Here is a 24028-nt window from a genome sequence, read left to right as displayed (position 1 = left end):
CTACGAGGGGGTGAGCCGCGCCAGGATGCGGTCGAGGGCCGCGAGGTCGGCCGGCGGCAGCGCGAGCACGGCCTCGGGCGGCTCACCCAGGATCCGCAGGGCCAGCGCGGCGGCTTCCCGGCCCGCCGGGGTGAGCGTGACGACCCGGCTGCGGCGGTCGTCCGGGTGCGGCTCGCGGACCGCCAGCTCGCGGCGCACCAGGTCGTCGACCACGAGCGTGGTGTACGGCCGGTCGGTGTTGAGCGTTTCGGTCAGCTCGCGCATGGTCATCGGCCGCTCGGCGACCCGGTACAGGGCCTTGACCTTGATGAAGCTCATGCCGAGCGCGTCGCTGACCTCGCGCCGGCGGTCGTGCTGGTCCAGCACCAGCGAACGCATCCGGGCCCAGGCGCGCACGGCCGTCTCGCCGTTCATCGCGCGGGCACCAGGCCGGGGCTGGGCTCGTCCTCGAGCCCGTCGGCCACCCTGGCGGCGGACGCGCGGGCCCAGCCGCTGGTCGTGACCAGGCCGAGCACCAGCACCACCGCCCCGCAGCCGGCGATGATCCACCAGCCGACCGAGCTGGCCGCCGCGAACCCCGTGCTGAACGGGCCGTGCACCCGGGCGGTGACCACCGTGCCGATCACCGCGACGCCGAACGACGCGCCGACCTGACGGCTCGTCGACGCGATCGCGGCCGCGACGCCCGCCTGCGAGCGCGGCATGCCGGACACCGCCGCGTTGGTGATCGGCGCGTTGACCAGGCCGAAGCCGATGCCGAAGACGACGTAACAGGCCATCAGCGGCCAGACGGACGTGCTCTGGGTCGCCCAGGACAGCCCCGCGGCGCCCACCGTGATGCCGGACCCCGCGACGACCAGCGGCAGCCGGGCGCCCCGCGCGCCGACCAGCCGTCCGGACAGCGGCGCGAAGACCGCCGTCATCGCGGCCATCGGCAGCGTCAGCAGGCCCGCGTGGAGCGCGCTGTACCCGCGGGCGTCCTGCAGGTAGAGCGAGTTGACGAAGAGGAACCCGGCGAGGCCGGCCATCGCGGAGATCGCGATCACGGTCGCCCCGGAGAACGGCACGCTGCGGAAGAACCTCAACTCCAGCAAGGGATCCCGGCGCCGTTTCTCGTAGGGCACCAGCACCACCACCGCGAGCAGCGCCAGCGCGAACACGCCCAGGATCCGCGGGGAGCCGTAGCCCGCCTCGCGGCCTTCGATGATGCCGTACGTCAGACCGGCCAGGAACACGATCACGAGCAGCTGGCCCACGGGGTCGATCCGGCGCGGCCGCGGCGCGCGGGATTCGGGCACCAGCAGGGCGGTGAGCACCACGGCGGCGATCGCCACCGGCACGTTGATCCAGAAGATCGAGCGCCAGCCGAACGGGCCGACCAGCGCGCCGCCGACCACCGGGCCGATGGCCATGCTCAGCCCGACCACGCCGCCCCACACGCCGATCGCGCGTGCCCGCTCCTTCGGTTCGGTGAAGGTGTTGGTGATGATCGACATCGCCACCGGGTTGAGCATCGAGCCGCCGATCGCTTGCACCGCGCGGAAAGCGATGAGCAGCCCGATGCTCGGCGCGACGCCGCACAGCAGCGAGCCGAGGCCGAACAGCACCAGCCCGGTCTGGAACGTCCGCCGGCGGCCGAGCCGGTCGGCCGTGGAACCGGACAGCATCAGGAGGCTGGCGAGCACGAGCGTGTAGGCGTCGATCGTCCATTGCAGACTCGAGACGGACGCGCCGAGCTCACGCTGGATGGACGGCAGCGCCAGGTTCACGATCGTGTTGTCGAGCCCCACGATGAACAGGCTCATACAGCAGACGGCCAGCACCGCCTGCCGCCGCCGACGGCTCAGCTCCGGCACGGCACCCCCCGAAGTAGTTGTAGAGCTATAACATTTAGCAGACTACAACTAACTTTCCGGGCCCCCGGTCGAAGGCGGCCGAGGTCACGCGCAAAGCGGACGCCGCGGGTGTCTTCGGGCTCAGCCGGGGAACATCCCGGCGAGCCGCTCGAGCGTCTTCTCGATGCCCTGGGTGTTCTTCCGGGGGAATCCGGCGAGCCGGATGGCCAGGGGGGATTTCGCCGTCGACCAGTCGAAGGTTTCGGTGACTTCGGTCTTGCCGTCGTCCAGGGGCTTGAGCAGCCAGCGCCAGCGGTGGCCCATGAAGTGCCGCCAGGCGATGAGGCGGTTCTCCTCGAACTCCACCACGGTGTTCTGGATCTTGTACGACGCGCCCATCTTCATCTCCATGCCGAACCGCGCGCCGAGCGAGAGCCGGTCCGGGCCGCCGTCGCCGCTGGCGCGGACCGTGCCGGAGCCGTCGATCAGCGGGTGCTTGGCGGGGTCGGCGAGCAGGTCGAAGAGCTGCTCGGGCGAGGCGGCGATCACCGCGGTACGCGAAACCTGGCGTGTTCCCATGGGCGCCGAGGTTAAGGGGTGCACGCGGTGGCCCGCTGGATGGGCCGCGGGGAGATTTCCCACACCGATGGCGGAAAACCCCGCCCGCGGCCCCGGTCGCCCACGCGGCCACCGGGCGGCCCCCCCGACTCGAGTCGCCCGGCGGCCGCGGAGGCCGCTATGGGGTGTCAACGCGGCGGCTTCGGTCCGCACCGCCGCGCGAGATCAGTGCGGCGGCTTGCGCCAGCACCGCTGCACAAGTCCAGCTGCGGCTGCCTCATTCAGCACCACCGCCCGAGATCCACACGGACACGGCTGCCTCAGCCACCACCACTGCGCGAAATCTCGCACGACGACGGCTGGTTCAGCCAGCGCCACCGCGCGAAATCGGCGCGACAGCGGCTGCTTCTGCCAGCTCCACTGCCGGGGATCTGGCATCGCGGGCCGCAGCCGCTTGAGCCAGCACCACCGCGCGAAACCTCGCACGACGGCTTCTTCAGCCAGCGCCACCGCCGAAGGCCTCCACGGCGGCGGCTTCGGTCCGCACCGCTGCGCGAGGTCAGGCGGCGGCTTGAGCCAGCGTCGCTGCGCAAGATCGGCGCGGCAGCGGCCCCGGCCGGCACCACCGCACGAGATCGCCACGCCGGCGGGCTGCCTCAGCCACCACCGCACAGGGTCAGCGCGGCGGCGACTGCTTCAGCACCACCGTCCGGTCGCCCAACGGGGCCGCCAGGGCCACCGAGATGTACGGGTACCGCAGGTCCATCGTGCACATCTGCCCGGTCTGCGCCTTGGTCTCGCTCAGGTCGAGGACCACGTGCTGTGCGGTCTGCTCCGTCGCTTCGCCCAGGGCGTGCTGGCAGCCGCCCTCTTCGGCGCGGAGGTTGATGATCGTGCCGCCGTTCGCGGTGTAGACCTGGTGGGGGAAGTCCTTGGGCAGTGCGGCGGCGTCGACCTTCGCGGCCGGCACCGGTGTGCTGCCCGGCGGGAGTTCGAGCCGGGGTTTGCCCGGCGCGCCGGGCGAGGGCGGTGTCGTCGCGCTGCTCGGCGCCGCGGGGTCGTTCCCGGACGCTGGGTGGGTGGCCATCGTTTCCTGGCCGCCACAGGCCGTCACCGTCAAGAGGATCAGGCCCGTGCCGACCAGCTTCGTCAAGTGCCTCATGCCACCTAGGACGGAAGCGCCGCCGCCGGGGGTTGCACGTGATCAGGATCCGGGGCGCAGAACCAGTTTCCGGCCGCCGAGCGGCTGGTCGAGCGTGACCGGCAGGGAGATGTCCCTGATGTGCATCGGGCACATCTGGCCGTGCGGGGCCTTCGTCACGGTGACCACCACGACGGCCTGCTGGGCTGTCTGCTCACCGGCGCGCGCGGCGAGCTTGTCGCAGCCGCCCTCTTCGGCCTGGATCACCACGACCTTGCCGCCCTGCGCGAGGGTGAGGTCGTGGGGATAACCCGGCGGCAGGGCCGAAGCGTCGACCTGGCCCGGGGCCGGCGCCGTGTCACCCGGCGGCACGCCCTGCGTCGGGCGGCTTTGGGGCGGCCCGGACGGCGAGGGCAGCGGCACCGGCGGCGGGGACGTCGAGCCCGGCGCCGAAGAAACCGGCACCGGGGAAACCGGGGCCGAAGTGGACGGTGCGGAGGCGCCCGAACCGGACTGCCCGCCACAAGCCGCCACAGAAAGCAGCAGAACGCTCACACCCAGGACTTTCACCGTTGTCCGCATACACAGCGGACGGAACCCGGGCCCCAACGGTTGCACGCGGGGGCCCGGAATCTCCGTCACCGAGCTGAGCCACGCCCGCGGACGAGCCCCAGCAGCACCACTCCCGCCAGCGTCACCACCAGCAACACGACGGTGCTCGCCGACGCGAGGAACACCTGCCCGCGGTCGGTCAGCGCGAAGACACTGGCCGGGAGCGTCCGCCAGTCCGGCGGGTACAGCATCATCGTGGCGCCCAGCTCCCCCATCGACATCGCCAGCGCGAGGCTCGCCGAAGCGGACATCGCGGGCAGCAGCACCGGAATCCGGACGCGCAGCAGCACCCGTGACGGCCGCGCGCCGAGGCTGGCCGCAGCCTGCGCCAGCAGCGGGTCCACCCGGGACAGGGCGGCCGAGACCGTGCTGTAAGCGAAGGGCAGCAACAACATCAGGTGCGCGGCCAGCACGATCCACCGCGTGCCGTTGAGCGCGAGCGGCGGCCGGCTGAACGCCACGAGCAGCGCCAGCCCCAGCACCACCGACGGCACCGCGATCGGCAGGTGGAACAGCGTCCCGACGGCCTGGCGCACCCGTGACGGCGCGCCGTCGGCCGCGAGCGCCGCCCAGCTGCCGAGCAGCACGGCCGCGGCGGACGCGATCACGCCGGTCTGCACGCTCACCGAAAGGCTCGCGAAGGTGTCGCCGGACAGCGCGTCGACATAGTGCGACGCGGTGAAACCGCCGGGCAGCACGCCGGTCCAGTGCCCGGCGAAGGACGCCAGCACGATCATCACCAGCGGCGCCGCCACCACGACGGCGAACACCACCCCGGCCACCAGCCACAGCAAAACCCGGCTACGCCTTGTCCACAGCAGCACCGCCGCCCCCTCCCCCAGAACCCATAGCTCCCGCAGCCCGCCGGTAACCCGCGTACAACACCAGCGACAGCACCACGTCCACCATCGCGACCACCGACGCGGCCGGGAAGTCGAACGTCACGATCGCCTTGCCGTACACCAGCATCGGCAGCGTCGTGACACCCTTCGCGCCGAGGAACAACACGATCCCGAACTCGTTCATGGTCAGCAGCAGCACCAGGCAGGCGCCGGACGCGAGTGACGGCAGCGCCTCCGGAAGCACCACCTGGCGCAGCACCCGGCCCGGCCGCGCGCCGAGGCTCGCCGCCACTTCCAGCTGGGCGGCGGGCACCTGGCCGAACGCCGCGAGCGCCGGGCGCATCACGAACGGCGTGTAGAAGGTGACCTCGGCCAGCAGCACGCCCCACGGCGAGTACAGGAAGCCGCCGGCGCCGAACACCCCCGCGCTGCCGTAGAGGAAGGTGAACGCGAGCGCGATGAGGAACGACGGGAACGCCGGCAGCGTGTCGACCAGCCGCGCCAGCGCCCGCGCGCCGGGGAACGGCACGAACGCGACCGCCAGCGCCAGGAAGGTGCCGAGCAGCAGGCAGCCGGCCGTCGAGCCCAGCGCGAGCAGCACCGTCTGCCAGGCCGCGTCCCGGAATTCGGCCGAGCCCAGCACGTCGCCCCACACCGAAAGCGTGAGCGCGCCGGACTTCGAGGTGAACGACTGCACCGCGACCAGCACCAGCGGATAACCGAAGAAGCCGAGCAGCACGACCACCGGCGGGAGCAGCCACCACAGCCGGGCCCGCCGGACGCGCTGGGGACGGCGTCCGGCGCGGGCCGGGGCGGCGGCTTCGAAGACGAGGCCGGTCACCCGCCCACCCCCAGCAGCGGGCAGCCGTCCGGAATGGACACTCCCACCGAGTCGCCGACGGCGGGCAGGCCGGGCCCGTCCGGGACCTCGGCGCGCAGCTCGCAGTCCGCGGCGGGCAGGTGCAGGTCCAGCCGGTAGCCCGAGCCTCGCCACTGCACGCCGCGGACCAGCGCGGGCCACGCGTCCGGCCCCGGCGCGCCGACGCCGACGCGGTGCGGCCGCACGCCGAGCGCCACGGACTGGCCCTCGCCGAGGACGCCGGTGGGCTCGGCCGACAGCTCGCGCCCGCCGAGCCGGACGACCGCGGCGCGGGCGCCGTCGAACCGGACCAGCTCGACCGGGACCAGGTTGGCCCCGCCGAGGAAGCTCGCGGTGAACTCGCTGGCCGGGCGCCGGTAAAGCTGTTCGCACGGGCCCAGCTCGACCAGCCGCGAATCCCGCAGCACCCCGATCCGGTCGGCCAGCGCGAGCGCTTCGGCCTGGTCGTGGGTCACGTGGATCATCGTGGTGTCCGGCAGCTCCGCCCGCAGCCGCAGCAGTTCCGCGATCATCTCCTCGCGCAGGGCGGCGTCCAAAGCGGACAGTGGCTCGTCCAGCAGCAGCACGCCGGGCTTGATCGCGAGCGCCCGGGCGAGCGCCACGCGCTGCTGCTGCCCGCCCGAAAGCTCACGCGGGAAACGCCGGGCGAACGCGCCCATGCCCACCAGCTCCAGCACCTCGGCCACCCGCTTGGCCACCTCCGCCCGCGGGAGCCCACGGGCCTTCAGCCCGAACGCGACGTTGCCGTCCACCCGCAGGTGCGGGAACAACGCGTAACTCTGCACGACCACGCCGAGCCCGCGCCGGTGCGGCGGCAGGTCGGTGACGTCCTCGCCGTCGAGCAGCACCCGCCCGGCGCTCGGCCGGACGAACCCGGCCAGCGCCTTGAGCGCGGTCGACTTGCCCGAGCCGGACGGGCCCAGCAGGGCCAGCGTTTCCCCCTTCGCCACCGAAAGGTCAAGGGGGGACAGTGCTTGCGTCGCTCCGAAGTGGACGGAGACGCCGCGGAACTCGACCGCCGGGGTCACTGGCCGATGGCCTTCTTGTAGGCGGCCAGGTCCGCATCGAGGCGGCCCAGCACCGTGGTCCAGTCCGGCTGCCAGACCTCGACGCCGGTCATCGTGGCCTTGATCCGGTCCGCGTTCGCACCGGTGGACTTGACGTCGGCGCGGGCCGGGATGCCGAAGGCGTCGGCCGCCTTGGCCTGGGTCGCCGGCGAGAACAGGAAGTCCAGCAGCTTCTTCCCGTTGTCCGCGTGCGGGGCGTTCGTGACCAGCCCGGCCTCGTACGGGATCGCGAAGGTCGAGCGCTTGCCCTGGGCGTCGGCCGGGAAGAAGACGTCGAAGCCGCCGCTCTTGCCGATCTCGGCCAGGTTCATCTGCACGTCGCCGTTGGCCACCAGCAGCTCGCCCTTCGCCACCTTCGGCTGCAGCTTGCCGGTGGACGAGGACGGCCCTACGTTGTTCGCCTGGAGCTTGCCCAGGTAGTCCAGCGCGCCCTGGTCGCCGAACACGTGCTGCAGCTGGAGCAGCACGGCCGTGCCGTCCCCGGCCTCGCCGGGCGTGGAGTACTGGAGCTTGCCGCGGTACTTCGGGTCGAGCAGGTCGTTCCAGGTCTTCGGCGCGGGCTTGGCCTGCTGCGGGTTGTAGATGAAGCTGATGTAGTTGTTCATCATGGCGAAGTAGCGGCCCTGCGGGTCCTTCTCCGCGGCCGGCACCTGGCCGGTGCCCTGCGGCGCGGACGAGGCGAGCAGGCCCTGCTGCGCCACCTGCTGGATGAACGGCGGCAGGGTGATCAGCACGTCGGCCTGCGTGTTGCTCTTTTCCTTCTCCACGCGCGAGGCCACTTCGCCGGAGCCGGCGGTGACGGCCTGCACGGTGATGCCGGTCTGCTGCTTGAATTCGGCGAACCGGGCGGTGTACCAGTCTTCCAGACCGTCCACTGTGTACACCGTGACGGTCTTGCCGTCCGCGGCCGCGCCGCCGCCGGTCCCGCCGCAGGCGGCGAGCAGGCCGAGCAGGCCCGCGGCGAGGACGTACGCCACTGCATTCGGGGTCTTCATGGTCTTGGCTCCTTTAACGCAGCAGGGAGGGGAGGTCACGCACGGAATCGAGGACGTGGGTGGCGCCGGCGGCTTCGAGGCCGGCCCGGGTGCCCGCGCCGGTCAGCACGCCCGCGACCACGGACGCGCCGGCGGCGAGCCCGGAGCGGACGTCGGACGGGGTGTCCCCGGCGACGGCGATCCGCCGCACGTCGGACACCTCCAGCCGCAGCGCCGCGGCCAGGACCAGGTCGGGGAACGGGCGGCCGCGGACGCCTTCGCCCGGCGCGAGCGCGAGGTCGGCGAGATCGCGCCAGCCCAGCGCGTCGAGGATCGCAGTCTGGGTGGCCGGGGCGAACCCGGTGCCGAAGGCGACCTTGACGCCGTCGGCACGCAGCGCGCGGATCACGTCCTCGGCGCCGTCGACCGGGGTGCACTCCCCCGCCGCGACCAGCCGGGCGTACGCGCGCTCGAACGCGGCGTTCGCCTCCTGCGCGGCCGTCTCTTCGCCCAGCAGAGCACGGAAAACGGTGATCTTCGACTGCCCCATCGTCTCTTCGACGTAGGCCAGCATCTTCGGGAAACGATCGTCCTCTTCGGACACTCCGGCCGAGCCGATCGCCTCGGTGAAGGCGCGCACGACCAGGCCGTCGTCCACCACCGTGGTGCCGGCCATGTCCAGCACCACCAGCTCGGGGGTCACAGGCCCAGCTCCGCGGCCGTGTCCTCGGCGATGGCCGGGGAGCAGGTCATGCCCCGCCCGCCCGGGCCGGTGACCAGGAAAGCGTTGTCCGACAGGCGTTCCCGGTGCACGATCGCGCCCGCGTCGGTGGCCTGGGCGTACACGCCGGCCCAGCGGCGCCGGATCCGCGGCAGCGGGCGGCCGAGCAGCGCGCCGGCGACCTCGGCGAGGTGGCCGTACGGATCCTCGTCGACGTCGAAGCCGAACGGCTGCGTGTACTCGTGCGTGTCGCCGATCGTCAGCGAACCGTCGAGCCGCTGCACCATCAGCAGCTGCATGGCGTGGCCGGCGGGGATCTCGCCCTGCGGCTGGCCGGAGTTGAGCCCGTCGAGGGCGGGGCCGCGGTACGCCGGGTAGTAGCGGAAGCTGTCGGCGTCGGCGACGCTGGTGGTGAGCGGCTCGCCGAGCGGCTCGGTCTGCGCCATCTGCAGCCGCACCCGCCGGACCGGCAGCTCACCGGCGACCTCGCGGACCAGGCCCCCGAGCCACGCGCCGGTGCAGAACAGCACCACGTCGCCCTCGTGCCGCTCGCCGTGGTCATCGACGACGCCGGTCGAGGTCAGCGTGCGGACCTCGCGCCCGGGCCGCCAGGTGTAGCGGCCGCTCGCCGTCAGCGCGGCGCGAAGGGCGGGCTGCGCGGTGCGGGGCTCGACCGCGGCGTCGCGGTCGCACCACAGCGCGCCGAGGAAGTCACCGCGCAGCGCGGGGTTCAGCTCCCGCGTCTCCGCGGCGTCGAGCAGCTTGAACCCGCGCGCCGCGTCCGGACTGGCCGCCACCTCCCTGGCGACGGCCAGCTCCGCCTCGGTGCGGACGAGAGTGAGCGAGCCGTTGTCCCGGAAGCCGAGGCCCGGCACCCGCTCGCCGATCCGCTCCCACAGCCGCCGGGCCCGCACCGCCGTCGCCAGCTCGGCGCCCGCCGCCCGGCCACCGACCCACACCAGGCCGAAGTTCCGCACGGACGCGCCCCGCGCCTCGGCCTCCCGCTCCAGCTGGACCACTTCATGACCACGTTCGACGGCCGTCCAGGCATGCATGGTGCCGAGCACGCCGCCGCCCACGATGAGTATTCGCACGGCGGCTACGGTCGCTGCCCGTCACCAACGCCGCTTGTCGCCGGAGCGAACCGGAGGTGAACCGACCCCGAATAGTGGACCGGACGAGTTATCGTTCCGTTATCTTCAACCTCAGAGGCGACCGACTGCCACGAAGACACACACCGCGGCCAGCGCCACATTGACGCCGACGTTGCGCCATTCCGCGGGCTTGTGCTGCACGATCGCGAGCCGGCCGTGGCTCGCCATCGCGCCGATCATCACCACCACGAGGCCGACCGCGGCCCAGCCGGTGAGCGCCGGGGCGATGCCGGTGAGCTGCGGGAGGATCAGGCCGAGCACGGCGATCAGCTCGCAGATCGCGGCGAAGCGGACCACCGGCACCGGGTACGCGGCGGCGCCGGTCTGGCCGGTTTCCAGCATCCGCTGCCGCGACATGGTCGACTTCAAGACACCCGACAGCGCGAAGATGAGGGCCAGGAAGATCTGCCCGGTCCAGAGTGCGGCGTTCATCGTTGTGCTCCCTCCTAGGGCCGGCCACTCGGCCGGACAACGGAGGGGACGAGACGGGCGTCTTGAATGTGACAGCGAACGGCTATTCGACTCGGCCCAGGCGGGTCATGAAGCTCAGCCGGTCGCCGCGGAACAGCGAGCGGACGCGTTCGAACGGCTCGCCGTCCGGGCCCCACGAGACGCGGTGCATGAGCAGCATCGGCAACGCCGGGTTGGTGCCGATCAGCAGCGCCTCGCGCGGGGTGGCCAGCACGGTCTCGACCCGCTCCTCGGCGCCGTCGAACACCACGCCGAGCTGCTCGCGCAGGAAGGCGTACAGCGACTGCTCCGGGTTGAAGACCTCCAGCAGCGTCGGGAACTTGGACGCGCGCAGGTAGGTCGACTCCAGCCCGACGCGCTCATCGTCGGCGAGCAGCACGCGTTCGATGTGGATGACCTCGTCGGCCGGCTCGATCCGCAGGTCGGCGGCCAGTCCGGCGCCCGCCGCCCGGCGCTCCAGCGAGATCAGCGTGCGGCCCGGGGCGATGCCCTGCCGTCGCAGGCCCTCGGTGTAGCTGACCAGCGCGAGCGGCTGCACCAGCTTCGGCGGGGCGACGTACGTGCCGCTCCCCTGCCGGCGGCTGAGCCGGCCTTCGAGGACCAGCTCGCTGACGGCCTGGCGCACCGTGGCCCGCGAAACACTGAACCGCTCGCACAGCTCCCGTTCGGCGGGCAGCACCGCGCCCTCGCCCAGCTCGGCGATCACCGCGAGCAGCTCGACCTTCACGGCGTAATAGCGCGGGACGCGGCCGTGCTCGGGAATGCCGTCGCGCACCGGGCCGTCGGCGGACAGGCGGGACAGCTGGGGCAAGGGAAGCGGTGACGTGGGCACGAGTCCCGAGCCTATTCCAGCCGGGCGGCCCGTGGTCGGCCGTCCCGGGAACCGCCCGATCGGACGACAGCGGCGCCGCGGCCCGCCCAGGGGCCCACCTGGGGCCGGAAAGATCCGAAGAAAGTCGGTTGTCCGGTTGTTCCGGCTCTGGTGTAGTCGAAAGGGCACTCCCCGTTTCCCCGTAGTTCCTGGTTCTACTGTGGACACCGGAAGGACGAATCCCTTGGCCAGCAAGAGATGGTTCAGCCTGCTCAAAAAAGCCGCGATCGGCGTCGCCGCCGCCACCGCGTTGGCCGGTCTGGCGGGCCCCGCCGTGGCCGCCCAGCCGCCCTCGACGAACGGCACGCAGGTGATCGGCGGCAGCCGCGCCGCGTCCGGTGAGTTCCCCTGGATGGTGCGGCTGTCGATGGGCTGCGGCGGCGCGCTGTACACGTCGCAGATCGTGCTCACCGCCGCCCACTGCGTCGACCGCACCGGCTCGAACAGCTCGATCACCGCGACGCTCGGCGTGGTCGACCTGCAGAGCGCCAGTGCCAAGAAGGTGAAGTCCACCTACGTCTACCGGTCCCCGACCTACGACACCACCGGCGGCGACTGGGCCCTGATCAAGCTGGCCAGCCCGGTCACCGGCATCGCGACCCTGCCGGTCGCCTCCAGCACGGCGAACAACAGCGGCACGTTCACCATCGCCGGCTGGGGCGCCGCCTCCGAAGGCGGCGCGCAGCAGCGGTACCTGCTCAAGGCGCAGGTCCCGTTCGTCAGCGACGCCACCTGCAAGGCGCAGGGCGGCGACTACACCGGCCTGATCGCCAGCGCCGAGATCTGCGCGGGCAACATCGACTCCGGCGGCGTCGACACCTGCCAGGGCGACTCCGGCGGCCCGATGTTCCGCCGGGACAACACCAACGCCTGGGTCCAGGTCGGCATCACGAGCTGGGGCACCGGCTGTGCCCGGGCGCACGCACCCGGCGTGTACACCGAGGTGAGCAGCTTCGCGAGCGCGATCGCTTCGGCCGCCTCGTCCATCTAGAAACGCTCGTGAGTGGCTATGCCGGTTCTGACCGGCATAGCCACTCACGAGTCTTCAGCGCGTTTTTTCCAGCCGTGCCAACGCTTCCTCGTACCCGCTCACCAGCTCGGCGATCACGTCGGCGACCGGGCGGACCCGGTCCATCCGGCCGACGATCTGGCCCACCGGCATGGACACCACACTCGGGTCGCCCGAGGCGTGGATCCGGTTGTGCGCCTGGGAAACCAGCAGGTTCTGCAACGGCATGGGCAGCGGCTCGGGCGCGTCCGGCGCGGTCCAGGCCTCCGTCCAGCGGGTCTTGAGCAGGCGTGCGGGCTTGCCGGTGTAGATGCGGGTGCGGACGGTGTCCGCCGAGGTCGCGCCGACCAGGGCCTGTTGCATGCCACCGGAGTCCGCCATGGTCTGGAGGTACTCCTCGGTGGCGAGCCAGAACGAGCCCATCCACACCCCCGCCGCGCCGAGCGCCAGCGCCGCCGCCATCTGGCGGCCGGAGCCGATGCCGCCCGCGGCGAGCACCGGCACCCGCGAGCCGACGGCGTCCACGATCTCCGGCACCAGCACCATCGACGCGATCTCGCCGGTGTGCCCGCCCGCCTCGTAACCCTGCGCCACCACGAAGTCCACGCCGTTGTCGACATGCCGCACCGCGTGCTCGGCCTTGCCCGCCAGCGCGGCCACGGGCACGCCCGCCGCGTGCGCGAGCTCGATCACGTCCGGCGGCGGCGAGCCCAGCGCGTTCGCGATCAGGCTGATCCGGTGCTTCAGCGCGACGTCCACATGGGACCGGGCGACCGAGTGCAGCCAGCCGAGCACGCCGGCCCGCTCGTCGGTGTCGTCCGGCAGCGGGGGCACCGACAGCTCCCGCAGCACTTTGTCGACAAAGGCCCGGTGGCCGTCCGGGATCAGCTTCGTGAGGTCGACCTGGCTGCCCTCTTCGGGGATCTTCGCCGGCATCACGATGTCGACCCCGTAGGGCTTCCCGTCGGTGTGCTCGTCCATCCAGTCCAGCACGCGATCGAGCTCGGCGGCGTCGTTGAACCGGACGCAGCCGAGCACCCCGAGCCCGCCGGCACGGCTGATCGCGGCCGCGACGTGCTCCGACGGCGTGAAGCCGACGATCGGCAGCTCGATGCCGAACCGGTCGCACAGGGAAGTCCGCATGCTCGCTCCTAGGCGGGTTCGTGGTCCGCGGCGTAACGCTGCGCCCACGGGTAGTCGGGTTTGCCGCTCGGCGACCGGCCGATCTCCTCGGCCAGCCAGACCGTGCGCGGCACCTTGTAGCCGGCGACCTCGGTGCGCACGTGCGCCTCGATCGCCTCGAGGTCCGGCGTCACACCCGGCCGCGTCTGCACGACGGCGGCCACGCGCTGGCCGAGCCGCTCGTCCGGGATGCCGATCACCAGCGCGTCGAACACGTCGGGGTGCGACTTCAGCGCGCCCTCGACCTCTTCGGGGTACACCTTCTCCCCGCCGGTGTTCACGCACTGCGAGCCGCGGCCCAGCAGCGTGACCGTGCCGTCCTCCTCGTACCGCGCGTAGTCGCCGGGCACGACGTACCGGACGCCGCCGACGTCCACGAAGATCGTGCGGCTCTTCTCCGGGTCGTTGTAGTAGCCCAGCGGCACGTGCCCGCGGCGGCCGATCAGCCCGATCGCGCCGGCCTTCGGCTCGACCAGCGCGCCGTCTTCGTCGAGCAGGATCGCGTCCTTGCCGAACGCGACCCGCGGGCCCGCGCTGTGGTCGGAATCCTTGCCCACCATGCCGATCCCGGTGAAACCGCTTTCCGAGGAGCCGATGGCGTCGGTGATCACGACGTTCGGCAGCAGGCCCAGCAGCTCCTGCTTGACCGACTGCGAGAACAGCGCGGCGTGGCTCGAAACCGCGGCGAGCGACGACGTGTCGTAGCCACCCTCGCGCAGCGCCTCGATCAGCGGCCGCGCCATGGCGTCGCCGACGATGGTGAGCACCTGGACCTTGTGCGCCTGCACGGCCTGCCACACCTGGTGCGCGTCGAACTGCGGCACGAACACGACCGGGCTGCCGGTGAACAGGGCGCCGAACGCTGCCCACTGGGCGGCGCCGTGGATCAGCGGAGCGGCCGGCAGCCGCACCAGCGAGCCGGCCTTGCCCTGCTCGGCGAGCGTCCACTCGTCGGGCACGTACTCGCCGGTGATGAAGTTGATGCCGCCGCCGAGCGCGCGCCAGATGTCCTCGTGACGCCAGAGCACGCCCTTCGGATAGCCGGTGGTGCCGCCGGTGTAGAGGATGTACAGATCGTCGGCGCTGCGCTCTTCGAAGTCACGCTCGGGCGAGTTCTCCGCCAGCGCCGCCTCGTACTCCACGCCGGTCTCGTAGACGGTGTCCGAACCGTCTTCGATGACGACAACGTGTTTCAGTTTTGGGGTTTCCGGGAGCACCGCGGCGACCTTGTCCGCGTACCGGCGCTCGTGCACGAGGGCGACCAGGTCGGCGTTGTCGAACAGGTAGCGCAGCTCGCCGTGGACATAGCGGTAGTTGACGTTCACCGCGATGGCGCGCAGCTTGTACGCGGCGAACATGGCCTCCAGGGCCTCGATGGAGTTGCGTGAATAGACACCGATGTGGGAACCGCGTCCCACGCCGTGGGCGGCGAGGTGGTGGGCCAGGCGGTTCGCGCGGGCCTCCAGCTCCGCGAACGTCACCTGCCTCTCGCCGCACACGACCGCGACGCGTTCCGGCACGGCGTCGACGGCGTGCTCGAGTAAATCCGCGATGTTGAGTGCCACTCCCCTAAAGTAGAACATGTTATCGTTCTGGGCAATGACCCTGGGACTGCCGGGAGGATTCGGTGGCTGAGCCGCACGCACTGGTGACACTGGAGGGCCACACGCTCGTCGTCACCATGAACCGGCCCGAGGCGCGAAACGCGCTCTCGGGCGAGATGCTCGCGATCATGGTCGAGGCCTGGGACCGGGTCGACGCCGACGACGAAGTCCGCAGCTGCGTGCTGACCGGCGCGGGCGGCGCGTTCTGCGCGGGCGCGGACCTCAAGTCGATGGCCCGCAACGCCCCGGCGTTCGGCGAAGGCGCGTTCGACCCGAGCCGCATCGAGGGCCTGCTGAAGGGCCGCCGCCTGACCAAACCGCTGATCGCCGCCGTCGAAGGCCCCGCGATCGCCGGCGGCACGGAAATCCTGCAGGGCACGGACATCCGCGTGGCCGGCACGAGCGCGCGCTTCGGCGTCTCCGAAGCCCGCTGGAGCCTGTTCCCGATGGGCGGCTCCGCCGTGCGGCTGCCGCGCCAGATCCCGTACACCGTCGCCGCCGACCTGCTGCTGACCGGCCGCCACATCACCGCCGAGGAGGCACTGGCGATCGGCCTGATCGGCCACGTGGTCCCCGACGGCCAGGCCCTCTCGCGCGCGCTGGAGATCGCGTCGCTGATCGACGCGAACGGCCCGCTCGCCGTCCGCGCGATCCTGAAGACCATGCGCGACACCGAAGGCATGCACGAAGAGGAAGCCTTCAAGCTGGACGCGAAGTACGGCATCGAGGTGTTCTCCTCCGCCGACGCGAAGGAGGGGCCGCGGGCGTTCGCGGAGAAGCGGAAACCGCGGTTCCAGGGCAAATGACGCCGGCGGCTATGCCGTGGGGATCGCGTTGTCGATGAGGACCGCGGCGATGGCGGCGGCGGTGGAGAACGATTCGCGGTCGAGGACCCGGGTGCGGGCCGAGGCGCCGTCGATGAGCAGCGCCAGTTGTTCGCCGAGCTGCCCGGGGTCGGTGGCGCCGGCTTCGCGGGCGGTTTCGGCGAGCCGCGCGGCGATGGCGGTCTTGTAGTCGCGCGCGTACTGGGACGCGGGGTGCTGGGGGTCGTGGAGTTCGACGGCCGCCGCGAGGTAGGGGCAAAGCGGCGTGGACGCGGGCATCTCGAAAGCGGCGAGGAGCCGTTCGCGGGGCGTGAGGTCGGCGCGGTCGAACACGCCCGACATGAAGCCGGGATCGAATCGGCGCAGGTATTCGGCGACGAGCTCGTCCTTGCCGGCGAAGTGCTGGTAGGCCGTGCGCTTGGACACCTGGGCCGCGGCGCAGAGCTGGTCCATGCCGGTGCGGTTGATGCCCTGATCGCGGAACAGCTGCTGTGACGCACCGAGGATGCGCTCGCGGGCGCCCCGGCCGCGGCGCCGGCCGGTAGGGCCCTTTTCCAACTCCGTCATGCCGTTCAGCATAGACCCGTTCGGTACCGAACGGTGTACTTAGCTTGCGCTTCCCCTCGACCGTCGGATACGTTAAGTACACAGACTGGTGTTCATAAGAGCCTGGCTGCTTCGAAGACCCCTTCAAGACAACGGAGTGATCGTGGGAAAGCTCGATGGCAAGGTCGCGGTGATCACCGGCGGGTCCACCGGCATGGCGCTGGCCGGCGCGAAACTGTTCGCTGCCGAAGGAGCGCACGTGTTCATCCAGGCCCGGCGGCAGGAAGCCCTGGACGAAGCCGCCGAGCTGATCGGCGACAACGTCACCGCCGTGCAAGGCGACGCGGCCGAACTGGACGACCTGGATCGCTTGTACGACACCGTAAAGCGGGAAAAGGGCTCGATCGACGTGCTGTGGGCCAGCGCCGGGATGGGCGAGCCCGCCGTCCTCGGCCAGATCACCGAGGAACAGTTCCACCGCGCCTTCTGGCTCAACGCGCGCGGCACCCTGTTCACCGTGCAGAAGGCACTGCCGCTGCTCAACGACCACGGCTCGATCCTCATGACCGGGTCCAACGCCTCCCTCGGCGCCTTCCCCGGCTGGAGCCTCTACGCCGGAAGCAAAGCCGTCCAGCAGGCCTGGGCCCGCGTCTGGCTCAACGAACTGCGCGACCGCGGGATCCGGGTCAACGTCCTGACCCCCGGCCAGGTCGCCACCGCCAAACAGGAGGAACTGTTCGACGAGGCGGCCAAGACCGCGTTCGAATCCCTCATCCCGCGCGGAAAGATGGGCCGCCCCGAGGAGATCGCCACCGTCGCCCTGTTCCTCGCCTCCGACGACTCCAGCTACGTCAACGGCCTGGAACTGGTCGCCGACGGCGGCACCACCGCCATCTAGGGAGGCGCGCACCGGCCTGAGCGCGTTCTGCCGCGGACTCGAGGACCTCGGCTACGACCTGAGCCACCCCACCTGGCCCGGTTCCGGGCGAAGTGGTCACCACCGGCCGGTCGTGACCACCTCGTCCGGAGTCAGGAAACGTAGCGGTCCCGGATCCGCCGCTTGTACAGCTTCCCGTTCGGGTCGCGCGGCAGCTCGTCCAGATAGTCCACCGACCGCGGCAACTTGAACCGCGCCAGCCGCGTCGCCGCGTAGGCCAGTAGCTCCGAAGTCAGCTCGGGTGACGGCGAAATCCCCTCCGCCGGCTGGACCACGGCCTTGATCTCCTCGCCCCAGTCCTCGTGCGGGAGGCCGAACACGGCGATGTCCGCGACCTTCGGGTGCATTACCAGCTCGCCCTCGATCTCGGCCGGGTAGATGTTCACGCCGCCGGAGATGATCAGGTCGGCCTTGCGGTCGTGCAGGTACAGGTAGCCGTCCTCGTCGAGGTGCCCGACGTCGCCGAGGGTGAACAGGTCCGCGACGCGCGACTGCTTCGTCTTCTCCGGGTCGCGGTGGTATTCGAACTTCGAGTCGCCCATCTTCATGTACACCGTGCCGACCTCGCCCGCGGGCAGCTCGGCGCCGGCGTCGTCGAGGATGCGGATCGTCGAGCCCGGCCAGGGCAGGCCGACCGAGCCCGGCTTGCGCAGCCAGTCCTCCCCCGAGATCACCGTGCCGCCGCCTTCGGTGGCCGCGTAGTACTCCGTGACGACCGGGCCCCACCAGTCGAGCATGCGCCGCTTGACCTCCAGCGGGCACGGGGCCGCGCCGTGGATCATCACGCGCAGTGAGCTCAGGTCGTGGCCCGAGCGCACGTCGTCGGGCAGCGCCAGCAGCCGCCGGAACTGCGTCGGCACCATGTGGCTGTGCGTGACCCGGTGCCGCTCGATCAGCCGCAGCATGTCCGCCGCGTCCCAGCGGTCCATCAGCACCGCGGAGTGCCCCAGCTGCAAGGAAATCACCACGAAGTTGAGCACCGCCGTGTGGTACAGCGGCGAGCCGCAGAGGTGCACGTGCCCGTCGTGCGGCTTCAGGCCGAAGATCCCGAAGAACCAGGTGGACGCGGCGGGCACCTGGTCCGGGTCGGTGCCGGTCAGCGGCCGCCGGACGCCCTTGGGCCGCCCGGTGGTGCCGGAGGTGTACAGCATCGGCGAGCCCGCGGTGCGCTCCTCGGGACGGCCGTCGCCCAGGCCCGCGCCCAGTTCCTCGACCCGGTGGAAGCCGGGCACCGCGCCCACCGCGAACCGGGCCGAATCCGGCAGGCCCGCCTCGTCGGCCGCCGCGACGGCGACGTCGGCGAACCGCTCGTGCGCGAGGAACGCCTTCGCGCCGCTGTCCTGCAGGATGTAGGCGACTTCCGGGCCGACGAGGTGCCAGTTCACCACCACCACGTACAGCCCGGACTGGATCGCGGCGAAGTACGCCGCCACGAGTTCGTCTCCGTTCGGCTGCAGCAGCACCACGACGTCGCCGACGCCGAGTCCCAGCTCCCGCAGCCCGCGCGCGTACCGGTTCGCTTTGGCGGCCAGCTCGCCGTAGCCGACCTCCCGGCCGTCCGGGTCGACCAGCGCGGTCCGGTCCGGTTCCGCGGCGGCGATGGTCCACAGTCCGAGGTTCATGCCCTCAAATCTAGAACGCGTTCCACAACAGCACAACAGGTGTCTTGCCCCTGAATCGAGAACGTGTTTCACTCGGGAGCGTGACGGTTTCAGAAGCACCGCTCTCGGCCCCGCTCGACGTCGGCTTCGACTACACGCGCTCGACCGGGCCCGTGCTCGGCCGGTTCGTGAACGCGCTGCGCGAGCGCCGGATCGAAGGCGTGCGCGGCAGCGACGGGCGGGTGCACGTGCCCCCGCCCGAGTACGACCCGGTGACCGCCGCGCCGCTGACGGAGTTCGTGCCGGTGGCCGAGGAGGGCACCGTCGTCTCGTGGTCGTGGTGCGCCCGGCCGCTCGACGGGCAGCCGCTCGCCCGCCCGTTCGCCTGGGTGCTGGTGCGGCTCGACGGCGCGGACACGACCCTGCTGCACGCTCTCGACGCGGGCGACCCCGGCAGTGTCCACACCGGACAGCGCGTGCGCGTCCGCTGGGCCGACGAGACCGTGGGCCACATCCGCGACATCGCCTACTTCCTGCCCGCCGACGCGCCCGACACCACGCCCACCGAGCCGCCGCCCCCGGTCGCGAAACGCGAGGAGGGCGCGCCGGTCAGCGTGGTCATGACGCCGGTGCACCTGCGTTACCGGCATTCCGCCTCGCCCGAGGAAAGCCGCTACCTGCGGGGGCTCGCCGAAGGCAAGCTCATCGGCCAGCGCTGCCCGGCCTGCGCCAAGGTCTACATCCCGCCGCGCGGCGCCTGCCCCACCGACGGCGTGCCGACCACCGACGAGGTCGAACTGCCCGACACCGGCATCGTCACCACGTTCTGCATCGTCAACGTGCCGTTCCTCGGCCAGCGGATCAAGCCGCCGTACGTCGCGGCGTACATCCTCCTCGACGGCGCCGACATCGCCTTCCTGCACCTGGTGCTCGGCTGCGACGCCGCGGACGTGCGGATGGGGATGCGCGTGCGCGCGGCCTGGAAGCCGCGCGAGGACTGGTGGACCTCGCTGGAGAACATCAGCCACTTCGAGCCGACCGGCGAGCCGGACGCGCCGTATGAATCCTTCGCCCACCACCTGTGAGGTGTGACCCCATGCCTGAAGTCGCCGTCGCCGGGTTCGCGCAGGCGCCGAACGTCCGGGAGACCCCTGGCACCACCAACGGCGTCGAGATGCTGGTGCCGATCTTCGCCGAGGTCTTCGCCGCCACCGGTTTGTCCAAAGAGGACATCGGGTTCTGGTGCTCCGGCTCCTCGGACTACCTGGCCGGGCGCGCGTTCTCGTTCATCGCCGCGGTGGACGCCATCGGCGCGTTCCCGCCGATCCACGAGTCCCACGTCGAGATGGACGCGGCCTGGGCGCTGTACGAGGCCTGGCTGAAGATCCGGATGGGCGAGGTCGACACCGCGCTCGTCTACGGCTTCGGCAAGGCCAGTGCGGGACAGTTGCGCCGGGTGCTGGCGATGCAGCTGGACCCGTACGTCGTCGGCCCGCTGTGGCCGGATTCGCTCGCGATCGCCGGGCTCCAGGCGCGAATGGGCCTGGACGCCGGGCTCTGGTCCGAAAAGGACTTGGCCGAAGTCGCCGTCCGCTCACGCGCGGACGCCGCCGGCAATCCCGCCGCGCAGGTGTCCGGAGTGGTCGGGACCGCGGAGCTGATGGACGCGCCGTACGTCGCGGATCCCTTGCGGGAACACGACATCGCACCGGTCTCCGACGGGGCCGCGGTGATCGTGCTGGCCAGCGCGGAGCGGGCCAAGGACCTGGTGGACCGGCCCGCGATCCTCACCGGGATCGAGCACCGCGTCGACTCCCCCGTGCTCGGCGCGCGGGACCTCACGCGTTCACCGTCCACCGAGGCCGCAGCGAAAGCCCTGGACCTCGACGGCGTCGAACTGGCGGAGCTGCACGCGCAGTTCACGCATCAGGAGCTGATCCTGCGCAGCGCGCTCGGCCTCGGCGCTGACGTCCGGATCAATCCCTCCGGCGGCGCGCTGACCGGAAATCCGATGTTCTCCGCCGGGCTGGCCCGGATCGGCGAGGCCGCCGCCCGCATCCACCGGGGCGAGGCTTCGAAAGCGGTCGCGCACGCTACCGGTGGCCCCGCTCTGCAGCAGAACCTCCTCGCCGTACTGGAGTCGCGATGACCAAGCAGCTCGCCGCGGTGCTCGGCACCGGGCAGACGCACCACCGGGCCAAGCGCCTCGACGTGTCCATGCCCGGGCTCTTGCGCGAGGCGATCGACCGCGCGATGGCCGACGCCGGTGTCGGCTGGGACGAGATCGAGGCCGTGGTCCTCGGCAAGGCGCCGGACCTGTTCGAGGGCGTGATGATGCCCGAGCTGTTCCTGGCCGACGCCATCGGCGCGACCGGGAAACCGTTGCTGCGCGTGCACACCGCGGGCTCCGTCGGCGGCTCGACCGCGCTCGTGGCCACGTCGCTGGTGCAGGCCGGGATCCACCGGCGGGTGCTCACCGTGGCGTTCGAGAAGCAGTCGGAGTCGAACGCGATGTGGGGCCTGTCGATCCTGCCGCCGTTCCAGATGCCGGTGGGCGCCGGCGCGGGCGGTTACTTCGCGCCGCATGTGCGCTCCTACATCCGCCGCTCCGGCGCGCCGGAGCACATCGGCGCCATCGTCGCGGCGAAGGACCGTCGCAACGGGGCGCTCAACCCGTACGCGCATCTGCAACAGGCGGACATCACGGTCGAGTCCGTGCAGGCGTCGCAGATGCTGTGGGACCCGATCCGCTACGACGAGACCTGCCCGTCTTCCGACGGCGCCTGCGCGATGGTGATCGGCGACGAGGCGGCCGGTGACGCCGTCGAGGGCGGCGCCGCCTGGATCCACGCGACGGCCATGCGCACCGAGCCCACCACGTTCGCCGGGCGCGACCAGGTGAGCCCGCAGGCCGGCCGGGACGCCGCGGCGGCGCTGTGGCACGAGGCCGGGATCACCGACCCGCTGTCCGAAGTGGACGTCGCGGAGATCTACGTGCCGTTCTCCTGGTTCGAGCCGATGTGGCTGGAGAACCTCGGCTTCGCCGCGGAGGGCCAGGGCTGGAAGGTGACCGAGGCGGGCGAAACCGCGATCGGCGGCCGGCTGCCGGTCAACCCGTCGGGCGGCGTGCTCTCGTCCAACCCGATCGGCGCGTCCGGGATGCTGCGGTTTTCCGAGGCGGCCAAGCAGGTGATGGGCCGCGCCGGCGACTACCAGGTGGACGGCGCCCGGGTGGCGCTCGGCCACGCGTACGGCGGCGGCTCGCAGTACTTCAGCATGTGGGTGGTCGGGTCGGCCAAGCCCCGCTGACGGCGCGCTAGTCCCGGCGGCGGCCGCGCAAGGCGAACAGCGTGCCCAGCGCCCCGAGGACCACGCCGATGGCCGCGGGCACGGCGCCGTTCGACTTCGGCGCGACCACCGGCCGCAGCGTGGTCGGTGACGGCGGCGGGATCGGCTGGCGCGGGGCGTCACCGGCCGTCGCCGTCCACGCGGTGATGTAGACCAGCATCCGCGCGATCAGGGAGATGAAGAACAGCAGGCCGATCACCGAGCCGAACGCGACGCCCGAGGGCGAGTCGCCGATCAACGTCAGGTAGAAGCCGCCCGCCTGCTTCAGCAGCTCGAAGCCGATCGCCGCGGCCACCGCGCCGCGCATCGCACTGCGCCAGCCGACCCGTTCGCGCGGCAGCCGCGTGAGCACCCAGAGGAAAACCAGCCAGTCCGCGAGCAGCGCCAGCGGCACGGACGTGGCCGACAGCACGGCGTGGCCCCAGCTCTGGTCGGTGACCCCGACCAGCCTCAGCAGGTAGCGGCCGACCGCGGTGCCGGACACGCTGATCCCGAACGACACGAGCAACGCGCCGGCCAGGCCCAGCAACGCGAGCACGTCCACCAGGATGGCGCGCAGCAGCGGCTGGTCCGAGCGGTTCTGGCCGTACATCGCGGTGAGCGCGTCCCGCAGCGCGTTCATCCAGTTCCAGCCCGAGTACAGCCCGACGACCAGGCCCGCGAGGCCGACGCCGGTGCGCTGCTCGACGAAACCGGTCAGCAGGTCGGTGGCCTTGTCCCCGAGCGTGCCCGGCAGCGTGCCGGAGATCGCGTGCACCAGCGAGTCGAGCAGCTGCGGCTGGGTCGCCAGCACGAAGCCGGCGGCCGATGAGGACAGCATCAGCAACGGCACCAGCGAAAGCAGGCTGAAGTAGGTGATCGAGGCGACGTAGTGGTAGCCGCCGTACTCGAGATACCGGTTGGTGGCCCGGGCCAGGTGGTCGAGCCACCGGTACCGGGCCCGCGCCCTGGCCCATCGGCTGGGCCCGGGACTGTCACGGGAACGCTTCACGATGCCTGTCTACCCAGCGCGCCCCGGTTTGTCGCACCGGACACGCGTTCAGGCCAGTGTCACCGCTTTGTCCCCGTCGTCGGCGGGCAGCGCGCCGTCGGTGGTGGCGAAGACGGTGGCGCCGAGGAAGTCGAGTTCGCAGCCGAGCGTGGCCAGGAACGGGGTGTCGGCGGCGTCCCGGCCGGTGGCGATCCGGAGCATGGTCTGGCGCGGCGCGAGGCGGGTGGCGTCGAACACCTGCCAGTGGCCGCCGACCGCGGCCTCGAACACGGCGTGGAAGTCCATCGGCCGCAGGCCCGGCGCGTACACGGCGGTGAAGCGCGCGGGGATGTCGACGATCCGGCAGAGCGCGACGCAGACGTGCGCGAAGTCGCGGCAGACGCCTTCGCCGGCCAGCAGCGTGTCGATCGCGTCGTCGGTCGGGCGCCCGGAGCCCACGACGTACGCGAGCCGTCCGTTCACGTGCTCGACGATCGCGCGCACCCGCGCCGCGTCGCCCTCGGCGGCGTAGACCGCGGGCGGCACCAGCCCGCCCATCCGGTCGGACGGGCAGTAGCGGCTCGGGCGCGTGTAGCGGGCGAGGTCGGCGAGGGTGACCGGCTCGGCCGAGGCCCGGCGAAGCGTGCGCACGCCGTGGTAGGTGACGCGGTGCTCGCCCTCGGGCAGGTCGTACACCTCCGCGCGGGTGCCGTGCTCGAACTCGGCGAGCCGCGGCGACCCGCCGCCGGAGACCGTCAGCTCGTCCTCGTCGGCGCGCGCCGCGGCGATCGAGACGGCGGCGAGGCCGGGCTTGGTGACGCGGACGCCGAACTCGACGTCGACGGTGGCTTGGACCATCGGGCCATCATGCCCGCCCGGCC

General features: G+C 71.8%; 25 protein-coding genes. 6 read left to right on the top strand and 19 right to left on the bottom strand.

Going from position 1 to position 24028, the window contains the following annotated elements; all coding sequences use genetic code 11:
• The 13 genes from BMY97_RS17260 to BMY97_RS17200 all read right to left on the bottom strand — a co-directional run bounded on the left by BMY97_RS17260 (nt 1) and on the right by BMY97_RS17200 (nt 11087).
• Nucleotides 1-414 carry a MarR family winged helix-turn-helix transcriptional regulator gene (locus tag BMY97_RS17260; protein ID WP_091617856.1) on the bottom strand — a complete coding sequence of 138 codons (414 nt, stop codon included), beginning with the start codon at nt 412-414 and terminating at the stop codon, nt 1-3.
• Nucleotides 411-1805, bottom strand: coding sequence for an MFS transporter (locus BMY97_RS17255; RefSeq protein WP_245787352.1), 1395 nt, complete (start codon nt 1803-1805; stop codon nt 411-413). The genes BMY97_RS17260 and BMY97_RS17255 overlap by 4 nt, the downstream gene beginning before the upstream one ends.
• Before the next feature lie 171 nt (nt 1806-1976).
• Complete coding sequence (locus BMY97_RS17250) at nt 1977-2414, bottom strand: SRPBCC family protein (protein WP_091617854.1); 438 nt, start codon at nt 2412-2414, stop codon at nt 1977-1979.
• Nucleotides 2415-3069: 655 nt separating this feature from the next.
• On the bottom strand, nt 3070-3555 hold the full coding sequence (locus BMY97_RS17245; RefSeq protein ID WP_245787351.1) for a hypothetical protein: 486 nt from the start codon (nt 3553-3555) through the stop codon (nt 3070-3072).
• Nucleotides 3556-3597: 42 nt separating this feature from the next.
• Nucleotides 3598-4089: a hypothetical protein gene (locus BMY97_RS17240; protein ID WP_245787350.1), complete on the bottom strand. Its 492-nt coding sequence runs from the start codon at nt 4087-4089 to the stop codon at nt 3598-3600.
• A gap of 83 nt (nt 4090-4172) precedes the next feature.
• Nucleotides 4173-4970 (bottom strand): ABC transporter permease, encoded by a 798-nt coding sequence (locus BMY97_RS17235; protein ID WP_091617852.1) that lies wholly within the window; start codon nt 4968-4970, stop codon nt 4173-4175.
• Nucleotides 4948-5829: a 2-aminoethylphosphonate ABC transporter permease subunit gene (locus BMY97_RS17230; protein WP_091617851.1), complete on the bottom strand. Its 882-nt coding sequence runs from the start codon at nt 5827-5829 to the stop codon at nt 4948-4950. Before BMY97_RS17230 ends, BMY97_RS17235 begins: the two co-directional genes overlap by 23 nt.
• On the bottom strand, nt 5826-6896 hold the full coding sequence (locus tag BMY97_RS17225) for an ABC transporter ATP-binding protein (protein WP_091617850.1): 1071 nt from the start codon (nt 6894-6896) through the stop codon (nt 5826-5828). The genes BMY97_RS17230 and BMY97_RS17225 overlap by 4 nt, the downstream gene beginning before the upstream one ends.
• Nucleotides 6893-7930 (bottom strand): 2-aminoethylphosphonate ABC transporter substrate-binding protein, encoded by a 1038-nt coding sequence (locus BMY97_RS17220; RefSeq protein WP_091617849.1) that lies wholly within the window; start codon nt 7928-7930, stop codon nt 6893-6895. The genes BMY97_RS17225 and BMY97_RS17220 overlap by 4 nt, the downstream gene beginning before the upstream one ends.
• Before the next feature lie 13 nt (nt 7931-7943).
• Nucleotides 7944-8612: a phosphonatase-like hydrolase gene (locus BMY97_RS17215; protein ID WP_091617848.1), complete on the bottom strand. Its 669-nt coding sequence runs from the start codon at nt 8610-8612 to the stop codon at nt 7944-7946.
• Nucleotides 8609-9724, bottom strand: coding sequence for a TIGR03364 family FAD-dependent oxidoreductase (locus tag BMY97_RS17210; RefSeq protein WP_091617847.1), 1116 nt, complete (start codon nt 9722-9724; stop codon nt 8609-8611). Before BMY97_RS17210 ends, BMY97_RS17215 begins: the two co-directional genes overlap by 4 nt.
• 111 nt (nt 9725-9835) lie before the next feature.
• Nucleotides 9836-10216 (bottom strand): DoxX family protein, encoded by a 381-nt coding sequence (locus BMY97_RS17205; RefSeq protein ID WP_091617846.1) that lies wholly within the window; start codon nt 10214-10216, stop codon nt 9836-9838.
• Nucleotides 10217-10298: 82 nt separating this feature from the next.
• A complete protein-coding gene (locus BMY97_RS17200; RefSeq protein ID WP_091617845.1) occupies nt 10299-11087 on the bottom strand; it encodes a GntR family transcriptional regulator in 789 nt (262 codons plus the stop codon).
• Nucleotides 11088-11310: 223 nt separating this feature from the next.
• Between BMY97_RS17200 and BMY97_RS17195 the strand changes: the two genes are divergently transcribed.
• On the top strand, nt 11311-12117 hold the full coding sequence (locus BMY97_RS17195) for a S1 family peptidase (protein WP_091617844.1): 807 nt from the start codon (nt 11311-11313) through the stop codon (nt 12115-12117).
• Nucleotides 12118-12171: 54 nt separating this feature from the next.
• On the opposite strand, the gene BMY97_RS17190 is transcribed toward BMY97_RS17195, so the two are convergent.
• Together BMY97_RS17190 and BMY97_RS17185 are read right to left on the bottom strand one after the other, a co-directional pair.
• Complete coding sequence (locus tag BMY97_RS17190; RefSeq protein WP_091617843.1) at nt 12172-13278, bottom strand: NAD(P)H-dependent flavin oxidoreductase; 1107 nt, start codon at nt 13276-13278, stop codon at nt 12172-12174.
• A gap of 8 nt (nt 13279-13286) precedes the next feature.
• Nucleotides 13287-14882, bottom strand: a complete 1596-nt coding sequence (locus BMY97_RS17185) for an acyl-CoA synthetase (RefSeq protein WP_177231382.1) — start codon at nt 14880-14882, stop codon at nt 13287-13289.
• A gap of 62 nt (nt 14883-14944) precedes the next feature.
• Between BMY97_RS17185 and BMY97_RS17180 the strand changes: the two genes are divergently transcribed.
• A complete protein-coding gene (locus BMY97_RS17180) occupies nt 14945-15727 on the top strand; it encodes a crotonase/enoyl-CoA hydratase family protein (RefSeq protein WP_091617841.1) in 783 nt (260 codons plus the stop codon).
• A 9-nt stretch (nt 15728-15736) separates the two neighbouring features.
• Here BMY97_RS17180 and BMY97_RS17175 read toward each other — a convergent pair whose 3' ends face one another.
• Nucleotides 15737-16312 carry a TetR/AcrR family transcriptional regulator gene (locus BMY97_RS17175; RefSeq protein WP_091617932.1) on the bottom strand — a complete coding sequence of 192 codons (576 nt, stop codon included), beginning with the start codon at nt 16310-16312 and terminating at the stop codon, nt 15737-15739.
• 142 nt (nt 16313-16454) lie between these two features.
• On the opposite strand from BMY97_RS17175, the gene BMY97_RS17170 reads away from it, so the two are divergent.
• The gene (locus BMY97_RS17170) at nt 16455-17189 is read left to right on the top strand and encodes an SDR family NAD(P)-dependent oxidoreductase (RefSeq protein WP_091617840.1); all 735 of its coding nucleotides are present in this window, start codon (nt 16455-16457) and stop codon (nt 17187-17189) included.
• 131 nt (nt 17190-17320) lie between these two features.
• Here the strand turns inward: BMY97_RS17170 and BMY97_RS17165 are convergent, their stop codons facing one another.
• Nucleotides 17321-18850: an acyl-CoA synthetase gene (locus BMY97_RS17165; RefSeq protein WP_091617839.1), complete on the bottom strand. Its 1530-nt coding sequence runs from the start codon at nt 18848-18850 to the stop codon at nt 17321-17323.
• An 80-nt stretch (nt 18851-18930) separates the two neighbouring features.
• Between BMY97_RS17165 and BMY97_RS17160 the strand changes: the two genes are divergently transcribed.
• From BMY97_RS17160 to BMY97_RS17150, 3 genes are read left to right on the top strand one after another with little or no spacing between them, the layout of a single operon-like run.
• Nucleotides 18931-19914 (top strand): Zn-ribbon domain-containing OB-fold protein, encoded by a 984-nt coding sequence (locus tag BMY97_RS17160; protein ID WP_091617838.1) that lies wholly within the window; start codon nt 18931-18933, stop codon nt 19912-19914.
• An 11-nt stretch (nt 19915-19925) separates the two neighbouring features.
• Complete coding sequence (locus BMY97_RS17155) at nt 19926-20978, top strand: thiolase domain-containing protein (RefSeq protein WP_091617837.1); 1053 nt, start codon at nt 19926-19928, stop codon at nt 20976-20978.
• Nucleotides 20975-22138, top strand: coding sequence for a thiolase domain-containing protein (locus BMY97_RS17150; protein ID WP_091617836.1), 1164 nt, complete (start codon nt 20975-20977; stop codon nt 22136-22138). The genes BMY97_RS17155 and BMY97_RS17150 overlap by 4 nt, the downstream gene beginning before the upstream one ends.
• Before the next feature lie 7 nt (nt 22139-22145).
• Here BMY97_RS17150 and BMY97_RS17145 read toward each other — a convergent pair whose 3' ends face one another.
• Entirely contained in the window at nt 22146-23168 is a 1023-nt protein-coding gene (locus tag BMY97_RS17145) for a YhjD/YihY/BrkB family envelope integrity protein (protein WP_425425284.1), read from the bottom strand.
• A gap of 48 nt (nt 23169-23216) precedes the next feature.
• The gene (locus tag BMY97_RS17140; protein WP_091617834.1) at nt 23217-24005 is read right to left on the bottom strand and encodes a transglutaminase-like domain-containing protein; all 789 of its coding nucleotides are present in this window, start codon (nt 24003-24005) and stop codon (nt 23217-23219) included.
• Between the last annotated feature and the right edge of the window lie 23 nt (nt 24006-24028).

Origin of the sequence: Amycolatopsis saalfeldensis (genome assembly GCF_900110575.1) — a bacterium.
Lineage (GTDB): Bacteria > Actinomycetota > Actinomycetes > Mycobacteriales > Pseudonocardiaceae > Amycolatopsis > Amycolatopsis saalfeldensis.
Note: the sequence above shows the minus strand (reverse complement) of the source record. Positions and strands in the feature narration are given on the sequence as shown.